This window comes from Sinomicrobium halophytocola (genome assembly GCF_052983395.1).
The window spans coordinates 1-19,864 of the sequence record NZ_JBRKIT010000011.1 but is presented as its reverse complement, the minus strand read 5'-3'; the positions used below and the strand labels follow the sequence as shown (position 1 = coordinate 19,864).

At 42.9% G+C, this 19,864-nt stretch carries 15 protein-coding genes; 9 read left to right on the top strand and 6 right to left on the bottom strand.

Annotated features, from left to right (window positions below):
• The first annotated feature begins 46 nt into the window (after positions 1-46).
• From ACVBDY_RS02375 to ACVBDY_RS02360, 4 genes are all read left to right on the top strand, one after another.
• Positions 47-3,391: a TonB-dependent receptor gene (locus ACVBDY_RS02375; protein WP_447173865.1), complete on the top strand. Its 3,345-nt coding sequence runs from the start codon at positions 47-49 to the stop codon at positions 3,389-3,391.
• A 55-nt stretch (positions 3,392-3,446) separates the two neighbouring features.
• Positions 3,447-4,847, top strand: a complete 1,401-nt coding sequence (locus ACVBDY_RS02370) for a beta-helix domain-containing protein (protein WP_447173864.1) — start codon at positions 3,447-3,449, stop codon at positions 4,845-4,847.
• Positions 4,848-4,974: 127 nt separating this feature from the next.
• Complete coding sequence (locus tag ACVBDY_RS02365) at positions 4,975-5,880, top strand: hypothetical protein (protein ID WP_447173863.1); 906 nt, start codon at positions 4,975-4,977, stop codon at positions 5,878-5,880.
• A 399-nt stretch (positions 5,881-6,279) separates the two neighbouring features.
• Positions 6,280-7,341 carry an adenylate/guanylate cyclase domain-containing protein gene (locus tag ACVBDY_RS02360; protein WP_447173862.1) on the top strand — a complete coding sequence of 354 codons (1,062 nt, stop codon included), beginning with the start codon at positions 6,280-6,282 and terminating at the stop codon, positions 7,339-7,341.
• Between the two features lie 412 nt (positions 7,342-7,753).
• Here the strand turns inward: ACVBDY_RS02360 and ACVBDY_RS02355 are convergent, their stop codons facing one another.
• Positions 7,754-8,209: a hypothetical protein gene (locus ACVBDY_RS02355; protein WP_447173861.1), complete on the bottom strand. Its 456-nt coding sequence runs from the start codon at positions 8,207-8,209 to the stop codon at positions 7,754-7,756.
• 314 nt (positions 8,210-8,523) lie between these two features.
• On the opposite strand from ACVBDY_RS02355, the gene lon reads away from it, so the two are divergent.
• Positions 8,524-10,974 carry an endopeptidase La gene (gene lon / locus ACVBDY_RS02350; RefSeq protein WP_447173860.1) on the top strand — a complete coding sequence of 817 codons (2,451 nt, stop codon included), beginning with the start codon at positions 8,524-8,526 and terminating at the stop codon, positions 10,972-10,974.
• Between the two features lie 176 nt (positions 10,975-11,150).
• On the top strand, positions 11,151-12,380 hold the full coding sequence (locus tag ACVBDY_RS02345) for a glycoside hydrolase family 88 protein (RefSeq protein WP_447173859.1): 1,230 nt from the start codon (positions 11,151-11,153) through the stop codon (positions 12,378-12,380).
• A gap of 142 nt (positions 12,381-12,522) precedes the next feature.
• Here ACVBDY_RS02345 and ACVBDY_RS02340 read toward each other — a convergent pair whose 3' ends face one another.
• On the bottom strand, positions 12,523-13,302 hold the full coding sequence (locus ACVBDY_RS02340) for an SGNH/GDSL hydrolase family protein (RefSeq protein WP_447173858.1): 780 nt from the start codon (positions 13,300-13,302) through the stop codon (positions 12,523-12,525).
• A gap of 547 nt (positions 13,303-13,849) precedes the next feature.
• On the opposite strand from ACVBDY_RS02340, the gene ACVBDY_RS02335 reads away from it, so the two are divergent.
• Positions 13,850-14,350 (top strand): hypothetical protein, encoded by a 501-nt coding sequence (locus tag ACVBDY_RS02335; protein WP_447173857.1) that lies wholly within the window; start codon positions 13,850-13,852, stop codon positions 14,348-14,350.
• Between the two features lies 1 nt (position 14,351).
• Here the strand turns inward: ACVBDY_RS02335 and hxpB are convergent, their stop codons facing one another.
• From hxpB to ACVBDY_RS02315, 4 genes are all read right to left on the bottom strand, one after another.
• Positions 14,352-15,023 carry a hexitol phosphatase HxpB gene (hxpB, locus tag ACVBDY_RS02330; RefSeq protein WP_447173856.1) on the bottom strand — a complete coding sequence of 224 codons (672 nt, stop codon included), beginning with the start codon at positions 15,021-15,023 and terminating at the stop codon, positions 14,352-14,354.
• A 140-nt stretch (positions 15,024-15,163) separates the two neighbouring features.
• Positions 15,164-15,418 (bottom strand): Ada metal-binding domain-containing protein, encoded by a 255-nt coding sequence (locus tag ACVBDY_RS02325; protein ID WP_447173855.1) that lies wholly within the window; start codon positions 15,416-15,418, stop codon positions 15,164-15,166.
• A gap of 35 nt (positions 15,419-15,453) precedes the next feature.
• Positions 15,454-16,167: a 2OG-Fe(II) oxygenase gene (locus ACVBDY_RS02320; RefSeq protein ID WP_447173854.1), complete on the bottom strand. Its 714-nt coding sequence runs from the start codon at positions 16,165-16,167 to the stop codon at positions 15,454-15,456.
• A 2-nt stretch (positions 16,168-16,169) separates the two neighbouring features.
• A complete protein-coding gene (locus tag ACVBDY_RS02315) occupies positions 16,170-17,018 on the bottom strand; it encodes a methylated-DNA--[protein]-cysteine S-methyltransferase (protein ID WP_447173853.1) in 849 nt (282 codons plus the stop codon).
• A 504-nt stretch (positions 17,019-17,522) separates the two neighbouring features.
• Here ACVBDY_RS02315 and ACVBDY_RS02310 point away from each other — a divergent pair.
• Both ACVBDY_RS02310 and ACVBDY_RS02305 read left to right on the top strand, forming a co-directional pair.
• The gene (locus tag ACVBDY_RS02310; RefSeq protein WP_447173852.1) at positions 17,523-18,140 is read left to right on the top strand and encodes a response regulator; all 618 of its coding nucleotides are present in this window, start codon (positions 17,523-17,525) and stop codon (positions 18,138-18,140) included.
• Between the two features lie 486 nt (positions 18,141-18,626).
• Positions 18,627-19,864: phage tail-like protein (locus ACVBDY_RS02305; protein ID WP_514360660.1), on the top strand; the 1,238-nt coding region annotated here is incomplete at its 3' end.

Sequence of the window (19,864 nt, the reverse complement as noted above, 5' to 3'; positions counted from 1 at the left end):
AATCAAAACCAATAATTATTAACTAATCTATACATACGTATAATACATGAAAACCAAAATTAAGGAATACTGCTTAATTATAAGCAGGGATTCAGGAAAAGTATGCCTTTTATTTTTCTTCTTTGTCAGTCTGTTAAATGCCCGGGGTATAACATCTTCAGGTCAGGAGTCCGAACACAGTCTGCGCGAATTTATGGAGCGATTGATAGCAGAAACAGAATACAGCTTTTTATTTGATGAGTCCCAGTTAGAGAAAGTTACTTTAACAGAAGATATAACCATAACCAACAGGGCAATAAGAGATATTTTAAGGGATGTGAACAAGCAGATCCCTATAGAATATAATATAGAAGGCAGGAATGTTTCCATACGCCTGAAACCCCGGTTACAACAAAAGACCGGGAGGTTAAACGGTCATATTTATGACGATCAGAACGTACCGCTTCCCGGGGCTAATATTATCATTGAAGGCAACAGTGGTGCTTTGGGAACATCTACCGGGTTTGATGGGGATTATAATATGCAATTGGCCTCCGGGACCTATACGGTAAGGATAAGTTATATATCCTTCACAACCCAGCGTATTACTGACGTAGCGATCGAAGCCGGAAAGACAACTACCCTGGATGTCGTGTTGCAGCCTTCCAGCGAAACACTTGAAGAAGTAGTGGTTACGGCCGAGTACGATCGCAGGGCAAATAATGTGGCAGCTCTGAATACCATCCGTAAAAACGAGGTGACGGCCATAGACGGGATCACGGCAGAGCAGATAGCCCGTACCCCCGACAATAATATGGCCCAGGTGCTGACCCGTATTACCGGGCTGCATGTACAGGACAATAAATACGTGGTGGTACGCGGGGTTTCGGAACGGTATAACAACGTGGCCATGAACGGCGCCGCGATGCCCAGTACCGAGGCCAACCGGAGGAACTATGCGTTTGATATTATTCCCAGTGACCTTATAGAAAGCGTCATAGTCCATAAAACGGCAAGCCCCGATCTGCCCGGGGAGTTTACCGGGGGCTATGTCAATGTAAATACGGTGGAGATCCCAAATGAAGATTTTTTATCGATAAAAATCGGGACCGGGGGTAATAAAAATACTTTTGACGATTTTTATTCCCTGCCGCGCTATAAGAACGATTACCTGGGATTGTCTTCTTCCGACAGTAAACTACCAGGCCTTTATAACGACATAGCCAAAACATCCCGGTTCTACCCGGAAAAATTATTGCCGCTTTCCAAACAGATGCCCGGTAATGACCGCTTTCATCTTCACCGCTATACTCAACAACCTACCCAGGATTATGCCATGGCCCTGGGGAAAATCATCGATTTAACAGGTGATGATCGTCTGGGTATGACCGCAGCATTTACGTACCGCAATGAGCAGACCAAACAGGGATATTTTGAAGAAGAACCTGGTGCCAGAGATATTACGGGAGGAGATCGTTATACCTTTCTAACCCGTCTGGGCGGTGTTCTTAATGCTACATATGCTTTTGGTATTCATAAAATTAGTTTAAAAAATACTTTTTATCAAAAACTGGAAGCTGAAAATACCATTTTTAATGGTATTGATGGAAATGGATGGTATATGACGGGAATTACAGAAAAACGGATTACCAATAGTTTTGGGCAAAGTATATTAAAGGGGGAACATACGTTGGGTGCGGATAATAACCATAAACTGAAATGGGACCTGGGGATTGCCAATTATACCCGTGACCAGCCCAATAACCTGGAAATTAATGGAAATACAGCACAAATAACCGGCGCTCCGAGCGAACGTGAGCAGATTATGGAAGAATTCAGGAACCCTTATCCTCCATATAGTTATATAAAGAACAGGACAGTAGATAATCCGCCTTATGATTACTACAGTAAATATCAAGAAAAGCGGTACACCTTCGGTACAAAACTGGAGATTCCGCTTTCAAAAAATAATCGTAAAAACAAATTATTGGTGGGTTATGCCGGGAGTATCAGGGATATAAATTTTGAGCAGTCCAGGTTTGCCATTCTGGCCTACAGGGGACGGGATGTAAGCGGGTTTCTTGGACTTCCCTTACATGAAGCCGTTAACCAGGACTCATTTGACGATGAATACCTGTATTATGTTCCGCAGTCTACCGGATCAGATGGCAGTGGTACAGAAGGTTTTAGCAATGGTTTCAGGGGAAGGCAGGATTTACATGCTGCATATTTGTCAGCGGATGTCTATTTATTGGACAAACTCCATTTTTCCGGAGGTGTACGTATGGAAGCTAATAACATGAAGACCACCACAGGGATACTTGCAATAGACCCTATTAATTCTGACGGGGACATTATAATTGACAACGATGCAACAGAAGAATATACGCTCAACGAAACGGACTTTTTACCTTCTGCCAACCTAATTTATGAGGTAACTCCGCAAATGAATGCCCGGGCTTCCTATTTTCGTTCCCTGGCCAGGCCGGAGTTTACGGAACTTGGGAAGTATACCTATTACGATTTTAACTTGCGGACATTAGTTGTATCCGGCTATGGAGTTCTTAACAGTGAAGAAGGAGAAGATGTAGCCTTATTAGAACAAACTACGGTAGATAACCTGGAATTACGATGGGAATTTTATCCCACTCCCGAAGAATCCTTTTCCGTTTCGGGCTTTTATAAGGATTTTGACAAGCCTATTGAGCTGCAATTACACCCCAGTACGGGATATACGGCACTAAGAGCAAGTTATTATAACCTGAAACGGGCCACTAACTATGGTGTGGAGATCGATTTCCGGAAATCGTTTGCTTTCCTGAACTCTTCGTTTGGTGAAAATCTATACCTGTTTGGCAACGCCTCTTTTATATGGTCTGATATTTATTACGACCGGGATGATGTGCCCATAGACACGGGGGAAACGAATGAGGAAGGCAATCCCGTATACGAACTGGCCGTGGTAGAAGAAAGCAGGCCGTTATACGGGCAGGCTCCCTATATTGTAAACGGGGGATTACAATATACGGGGGCGCATTTTGGCTTTACGGCCAGTTATAACCGGGTGGGGCCCCGTATCGTACTGCCCGGTGGGACGCCTTTTTACCACGAATACGAAAAACCGCGGGATGTGCTGGACCTCCAGTTCCGATACGCCTTTTTACAGGACAACCGGGCGGAGATCAAACTGAACCTTGCCGATATTTTTAACGATCCCGTGATCCGCTACTACAACAATATTGACCCGGAAACCAAACAGGACAGGACAGAGCCTGTGCCCTATGAAGGTGGAAGTCTAAGGGTACCATTGAAAGATCCCAGCGGAAAAGATTATGATCCCGAATATGACCTGGTACGCCGACGGTTTGACCGCCTGCGGAGTCTTATGGTAAGTTTTAAATATACCTTTTAAAAAGCGCCTATTATTTTGAGTGATTTATAAATAACAACCTTAAAAATTAAATCTGATGAAAACCAAATTTAGCTTACTTGCTATGTCCGTAGCTGTGTTACTGACAAGCTGTTCCAAAGAAGACCCGATCGGAGAAAACGATCCGACCCTTAACGCGGAATTCGCAACGCTTTCCGTGGGTGTAGACAACAGGAGCTGGCCTACGGCTACCGGTACCGTTTCCGGTGTAATTAGTTCCGATATGACGTTGACCGATGATAGGGTATGGTTTATAGATGGTCCCACCTTTGTTGCTGATGGTGCTACGCTTACCGTAGAAGCAAATACCCTGGTAAAATGGATTACGCAACCTACCAGCGGAAGCGCTTCCTATCTTCTGGTAGAAAGAGGAGGCCGACTGGTAGCTGATGGAGGGGCTCCGAACACTTCCATTGTATTTACTTCAGATCAGCCCGTAGGGAATCGGTCTGCCGGAGACTGGGGAGGTATCCTCATGCTGGGGAAAGCCCCTACAAACAAAACCAATCCTGAAATTGAAGGAATTTTGCCCCAGGATATTCCCAGTGGTATCAGTATAGCCTACGGAGGAACCATTGCAGGTGATGATTCCGGTATCCTGCGTTATGTACGTATTGAATATGCCGGGCGTGACCTTGGTGGTGGTAATGAAATCAACGGTCTTACCCTGGGTGGTGTTGGTAACGGGACTACCCTGGAAAACATCCAGGTGTCTTTTGGAAGGGACGATGCCTTTGAATTCTTCGGAGGTACTGTAAATGCCAAAAACCTTGTGGCCTTTGGGAATGCCGATGATGATTTTGATTTTGATTTCGGGTATAAAGGAAACATACAATTTGCAGTAGCTAAAAAAGTTCCTAATGTTGGTTTTTCCAGTGATCCCAATGGCATAGAGTGCGATAACGATGGTGCCGGAAGTAATCAAACACCGATAACTCGTCCTGTACTATCCAATTTTACAATTCTGGGAATGAGTTCTCAATCTGCTGCTGACTCTCTTTTAAATGGTAATCATTGGAGAAGGAATGCCTCATTTGTATTCCGTAATTCTATCATCGCAGGTTATGATACTGGCGTTCATTTTAATGGGACAGACGGAAATTTGGGATCTGGAGGTACAGGTGAGTTTAAGAACAATCTTGTGCATGCCTTTACAACTCCTGTGTCACCTTCTTCAGCTACTGGTGAGCCTAATTATATGGATAACTCTACCAACACCAGTAATTCGAATTTTATGAATTTGACAGCACCATATAACATTACCAGCCCGGATTATGGTCTGGCAAGTCCGCTGCCTGCTTTCGGAACTGATTATACAGGATCTCTTGCCATAGGCTTTTTTGATCCGGTAGATTACAAAGGTGCTTTCGGAGCCAGTGCTTCCGGGCGATGGGATGACAACTGGGCGTCTTATCAACCTAACAGCAACCCGTATTAATTAACGTATCTTAAAAAAGCTTAAGAATAATAGGGAAGAAGTACGGTGTAACAGCCGTACTTCTTTAAATATGAAGGTTGAGAGTTAAGAACAGCTTTAATTTGGGAAATAAAAATAAATAAAACCTATGAAAATAAAATATATAATAGAACGAGTAAAGAATGTAAATCCCGGAATATTACTGGGTATTATTTTAATGAGTCTTTTTTCCGGTTGTGATACCGAGGGCGATCCGGTAGAAGAAGATACATATGTAACAGTCCGCTCAGGCAACTTTACCGTTATCGGAGATACGGAAAGTGAGCTCGGTTTTTATATTAACGGGGATTCTTTGGTCAATAGTACCGATTATTATCCCGAAGGAACAGCATTGAATATAGAATTAAAAAAACGGGAAACGGGTGAAGTATTACTGGACAGTACAAGAACCACCGTTTTTGGTGAAGATGTTGCCATTACTGCCTTTTATACCGGGGATATTGTAATTCCTATGATGCCTTTAACAGATGAAGAAAAAGAGCCAGCTCCGGAGGGCTATAAAAAAGTACGATTTATCAATTTTATTAAAGATGAAGGGATGTTGGAAGGCAAAAATTTAAGACTGGAGGTGTATGGGATATATAATACGGAATTGAATGCCGCCGGTTTTTATAATGAAGCCATGACAGAAGAACCGATATATAATATTGAAAAGGTTTCTCCGGATGATTTTACTTTTTTTATAAGCCTCCCTGAGTTGGAAACTATGAGTACGGAAGTCGGACATGAGTTAAAAACTACCGGAGCTAAAATATTTGATGCTGATACCGGAGAGTTGCTCTCTGATGTTTATGCTGAAGAAGGAGAGCTTTTTCCCGGTTTCCCGTCTTTTGGAATGGGAATAGTAATCAGGGGAGAAAGAAATATTGGAAATTTAACAAGTAATATAGGTGGTATAGAGGATTATGAGGTAGTGACATTTGAATTGACATTTGAATCGTATCAAGGATATGGAGAATATGAGCAGCGCATTATAAATGCTCTAAGTGAATAAATGAAGTATGAATAGTCATTCTTTTAACCCAATTTTAAAATTTTCCGGATTATAAAAAAGAAAATAAAATCAAAAATATTTAAACTTAACCTTTCTTATGCCGGGATACTGCCCGTTCCCAACCTCTCCCATGCCCGGCATACCCGCCCGCCCGGGCTATAGTCCGAAGACCGGAGTATCGTATTTCAAAACCGCCTTTTCTTCGGTCCTCGGTCTTTTTTTTGATTTTATATTATCATCTTCTTAAAAGACATGGATATTCTTTTTCCCTGAAAATGTTAAAAATGCTTAAATTAGCTTGGACCATAAAACCGGACAGGGAATTACCTTTTACCATCTTGTCAAAGCAGGAATACCAAACTTGTGAAAAGAGGACTTCAACTTAAGCTGAAACAGCTAATGATCATTATAATAGCCTGGATGGCTATCGGATTTATCATTGCGGTTTACGATCATCTGATACTGCATACCAATACCTCTTTGGGGCCATCCGAAGATTATTCCTTTGCCATATCCGTAATGCGCAATGTAGGAGCGGGGCTTATCGGCGCCTTGCTGGGCGGAAGTTTACTGGTGTTTTATATCAATGTAAAATACCGGGATAAACCTTACGGATACACTATCCTGATCGTCAGCGTCATCTTTGTCTGTATCATAGCTCTGATTACCTTGGTTATGGCCGCCATTATAGTACCTTTTAAGACAGGGAGACCGTTGTATGACCCGGTGTCCAAAGGAGCTTTCCACGCTTTTGTTACGGACAGTTACCCCATAAAAAACGGACTGGTATGGTCTTTTATCGTGGCTATGACCCAGTTGCTCCTGCAGATGAACAGCAAGTTTGGCCCGGATACCTTCTGGAATATCATTAAGGGAAAATACAACACGCCCAAAACGGAAAAACGGATATTCATGTTCCTGGACCTGAATTCTTCGACAACCATAGCGGAACGCCTGGGTAATGAAGCCTATCATGCGTTGCTCAAGGATTTTTTTGCGGACATAACGGACCCTATCCTGGAAAGCAGAGGAAATATCTACCAATATGTGGGCGATGAGGTCGTAGTGGTATGGAAGTTCGAAGAAGGTGTGGAAAACCTGCAATGCCTGCGGTGTTTCCCAGAAATGAAAAAACATATCGAACAGAAGAAAGACAAATACATGCATAAATACGGTATGGTACCTTCATTTAAGGCAGGGATACACTTCGGTGGAGTGGTAGCCGGGGAGATCGGTGTTATTAAAAGGGATATTACCTATTCCGGGGATGTACTGAATACCACATCGCGTATTCTGGATATGTGCAGCAGGTTTCACGAAGAGGTCATAGTCACATCCGATCTGCTTTCGGAACTGGATTACGGAAGTGGGTTCACCATTCGTCATCTCGGAGCGATCAGGTTGAAAGGCAAAGAGCAGGAAGTTTTGCTTGTCGCGATAAGAGAGGCGGAAGCAAATTAGCTTGAAGTTTTGGAGTTGAGGAATCATTTTAATTTTAGACTTATCTGAACTAACCAACTCCGAACTCCTCGACTATTTCCCTTTCTTTTGCCGGTGGTACCATTCCAGGGCCTTTAAAAGAATTAGAACGGAAAGGATGGGACGTTCTACGCAGAGAACTGGAAGAAACCCAGGAAGAAATCCTGAAGCTGCCGGAAAGCAAGACCGACGATTTTCTTGACGAAAGACCTGTGCCCGGAGGAGACACTTTTGCCTGTATTCTGGAAGGTATTATACAGCACGATATTTATCATACAGGACAAATAGGACTGGTGAAGAAAATAATATCCGTGGCCCGGTAGATCGACATAAAATTCCCTGCTTGCCTCTTCCTGTACTACCGGGACACGGACTTATATATTTCCCACTAAGTTTAACGGATCCGGATATAATTTTCGGAGAACGTCCGGTTTCCTTCTTCATTGATACTTATCTGGCGGAACCAGTCTTTTCCTCCCTGCAGCTCGAAAGAGAATATACGGGAGGTATCGATGATCTTCATCATACTGGCCGAACCGTATTCCAGGGTTTCTGCCAGGCTGGTGTCGGTAGATAGATATTTTCCGTAGCCATACCACTGTGTGGAATCCTGCGGAACTTTCCTGGTCCACATGACCTTTCCGTCCTGGTACATTTTTACCTGCCTGTATCCTTCCGTATTCGGAAAGCTATCTATGACATTATTATCTTCGTAAGTATAGTAATTTACAAGTTCCCAAACACCTTCCAGCGAAACGGGGGCATCTTCTTTTGTATCAGGATAACGGTTCCAACCCAATAAAATCACGGCCAGAAATCCAATTGCTAAAACATAAATAAAATTTTTCATAATGAAGAATTTTTAGGTTATTGATTCAGGAGGACATTGTATCTAATTTACGTAAAATTAGTGGATTATCATATTTTTTTTGAATATTTATTGTTTTATGCTTAAAAAACAAGGATATGATAATCGGGAGAAGGAAAAGCTCCGGAAAGTGCGATTATAACAGGCCTATCTCCTGATTACTTGGCATAACTATTGTGATATAGAAATACCCGCATAGGGATCAATATGTTTATGTATTGATTTTTAGAAAGTTATTAAATAACAATCATTTGTTCATAAGCTGTTGTAATGACAGAATGACTCACAGATAATCTATGGCTAAATCAAAGTTTTTAAATATTGACAGTTTGTCATTTCAGGGAATAGACGAAGAAGCGGAACTTATTCCGTTAATGACCCCGGAAGACGAAGAAGAAATAAACAAAGAAGAACTTCCCAAGGAATTGCCCATTTTACCACTGCGCAACACGGTGTTGTTTCCGGGGGTAGTAATACCAATTACCGCAGGAAGGGACAAATCCATCCGTTTGATAAAAGACGCGAACAATGGCGATAAAGTTATCGGGGTGGTATCTCAGAAAGATGAAGAGGTGGAAAACCCCGAAGTTGAGGATATCAATACCCTGGGTACAGTAGCACGTATTCTCCGGGTATTGCAGATGCCCGACGGGAATACCACAGTGATCATCCAGGGAAAAAAGCGTTTCGAAATAGACCGGGTAGTGTCTACGGAACCTTATATGAGGGCGAGTATAAAAGAAGTGGAAGAAATAAGGCCGGAACGGAACAACCCGGAATTCACGGCGATTATCGAGTCCATAAAAGAACTCTCCCTGCAGATCATAAAAAACAGTCCCAATATTCCTTCTGAAGCATCTTTTGCTATCAAGAATATAGAAAGCGGTTCGTTCCTTATCAATTTTGTTTCTTCCAATATGAACCTTAGTGTGGAAGATAAACAGGAACTTCTGGAGATGAACAATCTCCGGGAAAGAGCGCTGGCTACCCTGAAATATCTGAATGTGGAATTCCAGAAACTGGAACTGAAAATAGATATACAATCCAAGGTCCGCCACGATATGGACCAGCAGCAGCGCGAGTATTTCCTGCATCAGCAGATGAAGACTATCCAGGAAGAACTGGGCGGAGTGTCTTATGAGGAGGAAATAGAGGACATGCGTGACAAGGCCAATGGAAAGAAATGGGATATTAAGGTAAAGGAACATTTTGACAGGGAACTCGCCAAGTTACAGCGGATGAATCCCCAGGTGGCCGAATATTCCATACAGCGGAATTACCTGGACCTGCTCCTGGAACTTCCGTGGGGTACGTATTCCAAAGATAAGTTTGACCTGAAAAGGGCCCAGCGTATCCTGGACAGGGACCAGTACGGACTGGATGAAGTAAAACGAAGGATCATAGAATACCTGGCGGTGCTTAAACTGCGCAACGATATGAAATCGCCCATACTGTGTTTGTACGGGCCTCCCGGTGTAGGTAAAACGTCATTGGGTAAATCTATAGCCGAAGCGCTTGGCAGGGAATATGTGCGTATATCTCTTGGAGGTCTGCGGGATGAAGCAGAGATCAGGGGGCACAGAAAAACATATATCGGTGCCATGCCCGGTAGGATCATACAATCCCTGAAAAAAGCGGGGACCTCTAACCCTGTTTTTGTACTGGACGAGATAGATAAACTTACTACCAGTCATACCGGAGACCCTTCGTCTGCTATGCTGGAAGTGCTGGACCCCGAACAAAACACGTCTTTTTATGATAATTTCCTCGAACTGGGATTTGACCTTTCCAAGGTGATGTTCATTGCTACGGCCAACAACCTGGGAAATATACAACCTGCGTTGCGTGACAGGATGGAGGTGATAAACGTTACCGGGTATACTATTGAAGAAAAGGTAGAAATAGCGAAAAGACACCTGCTGCCCAAACAATTGAAAGAACACGGACTCACATCCGATAATCTGAAGATTGCGAAAAAAGGCCTGGAGAAAATCGTGGAAGGTTATACCAGGGAATCGGGTGTAAGGGGACTTGAAAAGCAAATAGCCAAAATGGTTCGTTTCGCTGCCAAATCCATTGCAATGGAAGAGGAATACAACATAAAGGTCACTTCCGAAGATATAGAGAAGATCCTGGGGCCTGCACGTATGGAGCGTGACAAATATGAGAACAATGATGTGGCGGGAGTGGTTACCGGCCTTGCATGGACAAGTGTGGGAGGAGACATTCTCTTTATAGAGTCCATACTTTCTGCGGGTAAAGGAAACCTGACCATTACCGGGAACCTCGGTAAAGTGATGAAGGAATCGGCCACTATTGCCATGGAATATATTAAAGCTAATGCCCAGGAACTGGGAATAGACCCGGATATATTTAGCAAGTACAATGTGCATATCCACGTTCCGGAAGGGGCAACACCCAAAGATGGCCCGAGTGCCGGCGTAACAATGCTGACATCATTGGTATCGCTCTTTACCCAGAGAAAGGTGAAAAAGAGTCTGGCCATGACAGGAGAAATAACCCTTAGGGGAAAGGTATTGCCCGTAGGAGGTATAAAAGAAAAAATACTGGCTGCTAAAAGAGCACGTATCAAAGAAGTCCTGCTTTGCGAAGAGAACAGGAGAGATATAGAGGAGATCAAACCGGAATACCTGAAAGGGTTAACGTTTTACTATGTCAGTGATATGAGCGAAGTATTGAATCTGGCACTTACAAAGGAAAAAGTAAAGAACGCTAAAACGCTTTGATACCACAGCGGTTCGGTTTATATATAAAACCGTCTTCGGAATATATTCCCGGAGGCGGTTTTTTCTTTCAGTTTGCTAAAATTGCTTAATCATATGCTAAAAAAGCATAATACTAATGTGGAAGTGCTGTGTAGTTTTGGACATATTATTAATTACATCATAAAACCGACAAAACAATGACCCTGCACCAGTTTTATTTTCTCCCTCTCGTCTGTTTTCTCTTTATTTTTCCTGCAACAGCTCAAAATACCGATGTGGCCAAAGCCTTTGGGCATGCCGGGAAGCAGACAGAATTATTGCTGCAGGAAATCCGTCAAAAAACAAATACATCCGCACTGGTATCTCCCCGGACTCTCGGCCCCTCCGGAGAGCTGGAACTTGTGGCTTCCAAAGACTGGACCAGCGGATTTTTTCCGGGCGTATTATGGTACCTGTACGAATACAGCGGAAAGGATGCCTGGCGTAAAAAAGCCGAGATCTTTACCGCAAATATCGAACAGGAAAAATGGAATGCCGGCACCCATGATATGGGATTTAAGATTTATTGCAGTTATGGAAACGGGTACAGGCTTACCAAAAATGAACATTACAAGGATGTTGTAGTACAGGCAGCCGGGACACTGATAAAACGCTTTAATCCCAGGGTAGGAGCTATACGCTCCTGGGACCATAACAAAGATAAGTGGGATTTTCCCGTGATTATTGATAACATGATGAACCTGGAACTGCTTTTTGCTGCAACAGAGATTACCGGGGATTCCGTTTACTACGATATTGCGGTGAAACATGCCAACACTACCATGAAAAACCATTTCCGGGACGATTATAGTTCTTACCATGTGATCGGATATGATCCGGAAACCGGAGCCGCGGATAAAAAGAACACCCACCAGGGGTTCAGTGACGCATCTGCCTGGGCAAGAGGGCAGGCGTGGGGGCTTTACGGGTATACCCTGTGTTATAGGGCGACAGGAGACGAAACCTATTTGCATCACGCCGAAAAGATCACGGATTATATATTGAGCCATCCCCATATGCCGAAAGACCTCGTGCCCTACTGGGACTTTGACGCCCCGGAAATACCTGACGAGGAAAGAGATGTTTCTGCCGCTGCAGTAATGGCGTCCGGCTTATATGAATTGAGCACGTACAGTAAAAAAGGAGCGGAATACCGGAAAACAGCAGATAAGATAATTGATGCGCTATCCATGAAATACACCGCACCCGAAGGAGAGGCCCGCGGCTTTATTTTATTGCACAGTGTCGGGTCCAGGCCTTTCGACAGCGAAGTGGATGTACCACTTGCTTACGCCGATTATTATTACCTGGAAGCGCTGCTTCGTAAAAAATATCTGCGGGAAGGAAAGTCAACTAATGTGGGGCAAGTCCGCAATACATTCCATTGAAACAGGACGCAATTTCATTTCTGATGTCTGCTGTCGGGCCAGGAAGTATCCGGACATATACAGAATAAAAAAATTACCCCGGTGGAGTACATCGGGGTAATCAGGAATTATAAAAAATTTTGGTTGGTTCTTCTTCGATATTTTATAGGTCAACAGAGTTAAAACCTTTTATCCATGCTTCTGCCATTAAGTAAGCTCCGGGAATAGAGGGATGTACGCCATCCGGACACCAGTAAGATGCCGGAGCGCTTCTGAGGGCTTCGTCAAAAACCTCCTGGAAGGGGATCCATATGGCTTTATAATCCTTGGCGATACGTGCTGCCGCTTCCTGGTATCCCTTGAATTCCGGGAACCACTTATCGGTAATGGCCGATCCGCCTTTTACCGCAAAAGGCTGTCCCAGGATAAGTTTTACATTGGGAAATTTTTGCAGCGTATTGTCCAGAAGCTTTCGCAGGTCCCGCTCGTATATTTCCGCGGTTCCGTCATAATTGCCATTGAGCTTATGCCAGAAGTCATTAACACCTATGAGTATACTTAGTACGTCCGGTTGTAGCTGAAGGCAATCGTCTTTCCACCGGTCAGCCAGCTGATAAACTTTGTTACCACTGATTCCCCGGTTATACATGGTCCATTCCGTTTTCGGATTGGCGGCCATAATATGGCTTACAATGTTAAAAACATAACCCAGTCCCATACCCCGGGCTTCATTGGGATAGTAATGCCCGCGATCTCTTCCTGCATCAGTAATGGAATCTCCCTGGAATACTACGGTAAGTTTTCCGGGAAGGTTAAGAGATGGTGTTTTTGATTTCGGATTAGTTACGGCCTGCATGGTATGGAAACCAAGTAGCCCTGCCGAGGCCAGGGATGCAGATTTTATAAAATTTCTGCGTTCGGTTGATTTTATGTCAGTTTTCATGTTCTCAAATTTAATATTATTCTTTTTAATGACGTAAAAAATATATTTTTTTCTTTTTGAATGTGAAATAGTTGAATTAAAGCAAAACATTAATAAATATTTGCAAAATACTGTGTTTGTGTGAAGTGTATATTATGCCCCTTGTTTTTAAATAATTGTAATTTTCATGGCATTATCCTGGTAAAGTAAATGAAAATTGGCAGATGCCTGTTTGTGTTAACTGTTTAGGGTTATAAATGTTCTCCGCATGAAGTCCGAATTTCTAAAAACAAAAGCAAAACGGAACGCTCCTTTAACGTTGGATACCATCATACCGAAATGAAACTGATCTGATTTAAAACGGGAAGTGATTCCCTGTATGCCGGTAAAGGTGTTTTTTGGTTCAGCATGGAGATTTCGTATTTCTCTGCTCTAAATCACGGTTTAAAACTTTGTAACTTCGGGACATCAGCCATTTAGATGTCTAAAAAATTTGCACAAAAAACGAATGGATATTCAACGCACTGTGAAAATAAGTATATTTAAAGGATATTATATCTGTTGAAACATGGAATCATATACAAATCCGGGAAACGGAAAAAGGCTTTTCCGGGCTATCCTGCTTAACGGCCTGTTGGTAGGTACCCTGGATATTAGTGCGGCGTGTATACAGGCGGGTATAAGGGGAGTGGGGCCGGAACGTGTACTGCGATATGTGGCCAGTGGGGTCTTTGGTGATGCCGCTTTTTCCGGCACCATAGCCTATGTCTTTTACGGACTCTTTTTTCATTATCTTATAGCCATGTGCTGGACCATCCTGTTCTTTAGCTTATATCCCCCATTGCGTTTATGGAAGTACAACCGGGTGATTACCGGTATAGGTTACGGAATTCTGGTAGGGCTATTGATGAATTTTGTCGTGGTTCCGCTTTCCGATGTTCCACGCGGACCAGTAGAGATATCCTCGGTAATTGTTGCTATTTCCATATTGATCGTGGCTATAGGTATACCCTTGTCCTTCGGGGCCTATTCTTTCTACTCGGGTTTACGGAAAGCAGCGGAAAAGTAAGTCAGATTTTCAAAAGTGAGGCGAGGTGTTGTTCATTAAAATCAGCCAGTTGTCTTAATTTGAGGTCGGCCAGGTTAAATCCTTCCAGGTGAAATTGTTTATCCGAAGGCACGGCTACGGTTTTCATTCCTGCATTTTTTCCTGACATCACTCCGTATACCGAATCTTCAAAAACGATACAGTGTCCTGGAGAAACCCCCAGCTTCTTTGCTGTAGATAGGTATACCGCCGGGTGTGGTTTTCCCTGTATCTCATTTTCTGCGGAGGATATGGCATTAAAATAGTCCGAAATACCGGATTTTTCCAATACAAGGGGAATCAGCCTGGAAGGGGAATTCGTAGAAAGACCTATCCGGAAGTTTCTGTGACGAAAGAGTTCCAGTAATTGTTTTATTCCGGATATGGGTTCTCCTTCTTCCAGGATAAAACGGCCTACACGGTCTATGACTTCGTTTTCCACTTCCTGCAAGCTTTTACCCTGCCAGGGAGCCTTTTCATACCAGAATTTTGTAACTTCTGTAGTGGTCATGGCAGAGGTCACCTCCGCTAGTTCCGGGGCCACGCGTACTCCTACGGAAGTAAAAACTTCGTATTCTGCCTTCTTCCAGGCCGGTTCGGAGTCAATGAGTACGCCATCCATATCGAAAATAACGGCATGAGTTGTTGCGGACATATGCAGGAAGTTTTATGATCTTTACAAAGATACTTTTTATCGTTCTATTGGTCCCGAAAAGAGTTGAAACTAAAAAGCAATTTTCCCGCCGGACGGGCAGGATTGCTGCCGAAACCTGGGGACTTCAAGTCCACAATCGTTTAGTTATGTGGTTTTACACTCAATTTCCAAAGCCGGTAGGCATCGGGCATACAATGTCCGCAGGGGCGATAGCCATACTCGGTGGCTTCCTGTTCGGAAGTGAAGAACATCCTGTTTTTCCGGAGCATTCTTTTACCGGACCTGCAGTGGAGTTTTCCATAAATTTTCAGTTTTTTATTTCCCCCGATGGAAATATGTCTGTTACGGATGTATTTGCGCAACAGGATATCGGGGATATCGTTATGTTCCAGCATGCTATGAAGTATTTTTAAAGGTACGTCCCCGGAGATTAACTGACAGCGTCGTGAAAAATAACTCCCGAAGTATAGCGTTCACCCCGGGTCACTTCGCTTACGCCGTGTTTCATGTGTATGCGATAATATCCTTTCTTACCCTTTGCCGGCCGGAAGTTGGTGGTAAATATCAGCATATCCCCTTTTCCGGGGCGGAGCACGATTGCCCTGGACTGTGCCCGGGGAACCTGTTCGGTAAGTACAAATTCACCTCCGTCATAGTCGGTCCCGGCTTCATTGAGAAAAAATACGGCCTGTAAAGGGAAAAACACGGCCCCGTAGAGGTCCTGGTGCAGGGTGTTATACCCGCCCGGTCCGTATTTTAAAATCAGGGGTGTGGGTTTTAACTGTCCGTTATCCCAGCATTGTTGCAGTAATTCCGAATGGGTTTGGGGAAACCGGATGTTTGTTCCCAAAACTTTCATCCAGAGGTTAGCCACAGGTACCAGTTTAGGGTAAATATTTTCCCGTGTAGCCTGTATCATGTCGGGTAGGGGATAGTCGAAGTATTTATACTCTCCCAGTCCGAAGCGGTAACGTTCCATGACTACAGTTTTTCTGTATGCCGATGTTCTGTTATAATTTTCGATCAAGGCCTGGCATTGCTGTTCTGTCAGCCATCGGGGGACAATGGCGTATCCTTTTTCATTCAGGTTTTCGGTAATTTGTCGCCAATCCCTGTCTCCTGTTTTTTGTGGTATATCTTCCATTGTTATGCTTCTGAATCAGTTTTGGCTGCCTCCCAACCGATAATTGCCGCTTTCCTGTTATTTCCCCAACGATAGCCATCTATGACCCCTGTTGACCGGATCACCCGGTGACAGGGGATCAGGAAGGCTACCGGATTACTGCCAATAGCAGTGCCTACGGCCCGCGATCCTTTTTCGTTCCCGATATTCATGGCTATATTTCCGTAGGTGGATAATTGCCCCATAGGCACCTGAAGCAAGGCTTCCCAGACCTTTAACTGGAATTCCGTTCCTTTCAGGTGTAGTTTAACCTGGTCTATTTCGTCCCAATTATGAGTAAAGACATGTAAGGCATTTTGTTGAATCAGATCAGTCATTTGCCTGAACTGTGCCTTCGGGAAGTTTTGTGTCAGCGCCAGGAATGCCTCTTCTTCATTCGCCGAAAATGCTATATGACATATGCCTTTGGCCGTAGATGCTACGAGAATATTGCCAAACGGACTTTCGGCAAAGCTGTAATTTATAGTAAGTTTCTCTCCTCCGTTTTTATACTCGCCGGGAGTCATACCTTCAATTTTTATAAAGAGATCGTGCAGTCTGCCTGTTCCGGAAAGTCCCGTATCGTAGGCCACGTCAAATAAAGTGGTGTTTTTGTCCTGGAGGATTTGTTTGGCATGTTCCACACTAATGTATTGTAAAAATTTCTTCGGGCTTACTCCGGCCCACTCCTTAAACATCCGTTGAAAGTGAAAGGAACTCAGGTGAATCTGCTCTGCTACTTCATCCAGATTGGGTTGCTCCCTGAAGTTTTCGCGTATGTATCCTATCGCTTTTGCAATGCGATCATAATCTAAGGTGCTTTGTGAGTTCATGATGTTACATTTTTATATGCACAAAGATACGGACACGTGTTGTCGTGAAAAACCCGGAATTTGCGGAATTGTTTCTCCGGATCAGTTTCAAAATAGTTCTAAAACTATGTACTTCGGCGATCTTATTAGAGTCATCGTAATCACTTTATTTTCTAAAAGTATTGGTTAGGGGTATGAGGTTACCGAATTATTTAAGAATGTCACTTGAATAACTCAATAACCAGTAAATAAAAGCAATTTATTGTTTTCGTGCACACAAACGTGTGTTCGACACTTAATTCTACTGCCGGGAATAACTTAATTTGATCGATTAATTAAGGCATTTAGTCTGTTTTCTTCGAGAAAAATGCCATATTGTTTAGTTATATGTGCTTTTGTTATGAATTTTATACCTGTTAAGAAAAAATCTTAAAGAGCATTTGACTGTTTTCCGATAATTATCGGGATAAGGAAAGTTTAATGAGTTCTTTTTAGGGTGATATTGTAATAAGGAGGGGTTAGGTTATGGTTAAAATTTTACTTGTAGACGATCATTCTATTTTGAGAAGAGGATTCCGGTTTCTGATATCCCAGATACCGGATACCATAATAGTGGCGGAAGCAGAAGATGGAAATGATGCCTTGCAGAAAATCGGACATTATAAGCCGGATGTGGTTTTTATAGATATTACCATGCCTCATATGAGCGGACTGGAGGTAATAAGTAATATCAGGAAAGAAGATAAGGATACGCATTTTGTGGTGCTTACCATGCATAATAGCGTAGAGTATTATCAGGAGGCGATGGAAGTAGGGGCAAACGCTTATTTGTCCAAAAATGTAACGGTAGAAGAACTTCAAGTTTGTATGGAAGCCCTGGGTAAAGGAGAAATATATATAGCGGAATCCATGCAGGGAATAGTGGATCAGGCAACTTCGGGACTGAATAGTCTCACAGCGAGAGAAATGGAAATCCTCCGCTTACTTATTGAAGGGAAAACCAATCGCCAAATAGGCGAGGTCCTTTTTTGCAGTGAGAAAAATGTGGAGAAGATCAAGACGAATGTTCGAAAAAAACTGGATTTACCCTCTTCATATGGTGCTTTGTTATCCTGGGCACTGAGAAACAAAGTCTTTTTATAATTTGATGCTTCTTTTTGCGCTTCCGGATAATAGCTGTTTTTTTCATTATAAAGCCTTTTTGTGTAGAATGCAAAAGGGCTTTTCTTTTTGTCGGTGTATGTAAGTGTCTTTATTACAGTTTATTAAAAATGTTTTTTTAGACAGGATGTTATTTCGATTTCCCTTAAAATATTCCAAAAATGATGTTGTTGACCGGTAAAAGCTCCCCATTAACCGAAAGTAGGGAATCCCCTATTATTCGCATTCTGTATACAGTAATAAGTTTGTTCGAAAATAAAATGAATGGGAAAAAATTACTTTATCTGTATTTATTAAAAAGGTAGGTATTCAGATTGATAATCATTGTTCTTAACCGGACAATTGACACTTCTCTGTAGTCCGACTCAGCGGGTCTGAGGTCCCGGACATTTTATTCAGTAATCACAGGACTAAAAAATTGCTCATAGGGCAATATAGACAGATTGTAATAATAAAATTAATCAAAGCATGATGAAACACTTTTACGCGTTAGTACTTTTTCTGGCAGTTATTTTTTCGGGGTATGCCCAGGTAGGTGTAGGAACACCTATGCCCGACAGTTCTGCCCAGTTGGATGTTGTAGCGAAAGACAAAGGAGTACTGATTCCCAGAATTGCTCTTAAGGGGATTAAAGATGTGACTACTATAGCTAATGGTAATGTCGAGAGTTTACTGGTGTTTAACACCTCCGGTACTGCCGATCTGAAACCGGGCTACTATTACTGGCATATAGACAGCTGGCACCGGGTAGTGTCATCGGGAGATCTTACCGGAGGGGACATTCCGGATAATATAGTTGTATATAACCCGGTAACCAATCAGTTTACATACATTGATGAGAATGGTAATTCTCAGGAGATCAATTTCGAGGAAATCGTTAAATCCAATGAAACGGTTACTACACTTGTCAATACCGATAACGGGATCTATATATACACGTCGGAAGACGGAACGGAAACCACAATTAATGTTCAGGCGGATGTAATAAACCAGTTTGAGGAAATTATTAAAAACGAAAATATAGTCAACAAGATCACCGAACTCATCAAAAATATCGGGGGTAATGTGCACTATGACGGTGATAGTTTTACTTATGTGGACGATAACGGAACGACACAAACCATCAATTTTGAGGAGATCGTAAAAGCTAACGAAACCGTTACCACATTAGTAAACAATAATGATGGCACCTACACCTATACTTCCGAAGATGGTAAGGTAACCACGATCAATGTTCCTGCCGATGTGATCAACCAGTTTGAGGAAATTATTCAGAATGAAAACGTAGTTAATGAGATCACTGAGCTTATTGAGAATGTCGGCGGTAATGTGTACTATGATGGTGATCAATTCACCTATCTTGATGAGAACGGGGAAAACCAGACCATCAACTTCGAGGAATTGGTAGAGGCTAATGAGACGGTGACGACATTGGTTAACAATGAAAATGGTACCTACACCTATACTTCCGAAGATGGTACGGTAACCACAATCAATGTTCCTGCCGATGTGATCAACCAGTTTGAGGAGATTATCCGGAATGAAAATGTAGTTAACGAGATCACCGAACTTATTGAGAATGTTGGCGGCAATGTGTACTACGACGGCAACCAGTTCACCTACCTTGATGAAAATGGAGAAACCCAGACGATCAACTTCGAAGAGTTGGTACAGGCTAATGAAACGGTGACGACATTGGTTAACAA

What these genes read in the sequence shown, in the direction of transcription:
- lon (WP_447173860.1), top strand. Translation starts at nt 8,524, where the DNA reads ATGGCTAAATCAAAGTTTTTAAATATTGACAGTTTGTCATTTCAGGGA.
- ACVBDY_RS02325 (WP_447173855.1), bottom strand. Translation starts at nt 15,418, where the DNA reads ATGCTGGAACATAACGATATCCCCGATATCCTGTTGCGCAAATACATC.
- ACVBDY_RS02370 (WP_447173864.1), top strand. Translation starts at nt 3,447, where the DNA reads ATGAAAACCAAATTTAGCTTACTTGCTATGTCCGTAGCTGTGTTACTG.
- ACVBDY_RS02355 (WP_447173861.1), bottom strand. Translation starts at nt 8,209, where the DNA reads ATGAAAAATTTTATTTATGTTTTAGCAATTGGATTTCTGGCCGTGATT.
- ACVBDY_RS02310 (WP_447173852.1), top strand. Translation starts at nt 17,523, where the DNA reads ATGGTTAAAATTTTACTTGTAGACGATCATTCTATTTTGAGAAGAGGA.
- ACVBDY_RS02315 (WP_447173853.1), bottom strand. Translation starts at nt 17,018, where the DNA reads ATGAACTCACAAAGCACCTTAGATTATGATCGCATTGCAAAAGCGATA.
- hxpB (WP_447173856.1), bottom strand. Translation starts at nt 15,023, where the DNA reads ATGTCCGCAACAACTCATGCCGTTATTTTCGATATGGATGGCGTACTC.
- ACVBDY_RS02335 (WP_447173857.1), top strand. Translation starts at nt 13,850, where the DNA reads ATGGAATCATATACAAATCCGGGAAACGGAAAAAGGCTTTTCCGGGCT.
- ACVBDY_RS02320 (WP_447173854.1), bottom strand. Translation starts at nt 16,167, where the DNA reads ATGGAAGATATACCACAAAAAACAGGAGACAGGGATTGGCGACAAATT.
- ACVBDY_RS02340 (WP_447173858.1), bottom strand. Translation starts at nt 13,302, where the DNA reads ATGAAAACTGACATAAAATCAACCGAACGCAGAAATTTTATAAAATCT.
- ACVBDY_RS02360 (WP_447173862.1), top strand. Translation starts at nt 6,280, where the DNA reads ATGATCATTATAATAGCCTGGATGGCTATCGGATTTATCATTGCGGTT.
- ACVBDY_RS02375 (WP_447173865.1), top strand. Translation starts at nt 47, where the DNA reads ATGAAAACCAAAATTAAGGAATACTGCTTAATTATAAGCAGGGATTCA.
- ACVBDY_RS02345 (WP_447173859.1), top strand. Translation starts at nt 11,151, where the DNA reads ATGACCCTGCACCAGTTTTATTTTCTCCCTCTCGTCTGTTTTCTCTTT.
- ACVBDY_RS02365 (WP_447173863.1), top strand. Translation starts at nt 4,975, where the DNA reads ATGAAAATAAAATATATAATAGAACGAGTAAAGAATGTAAATCCCGGA.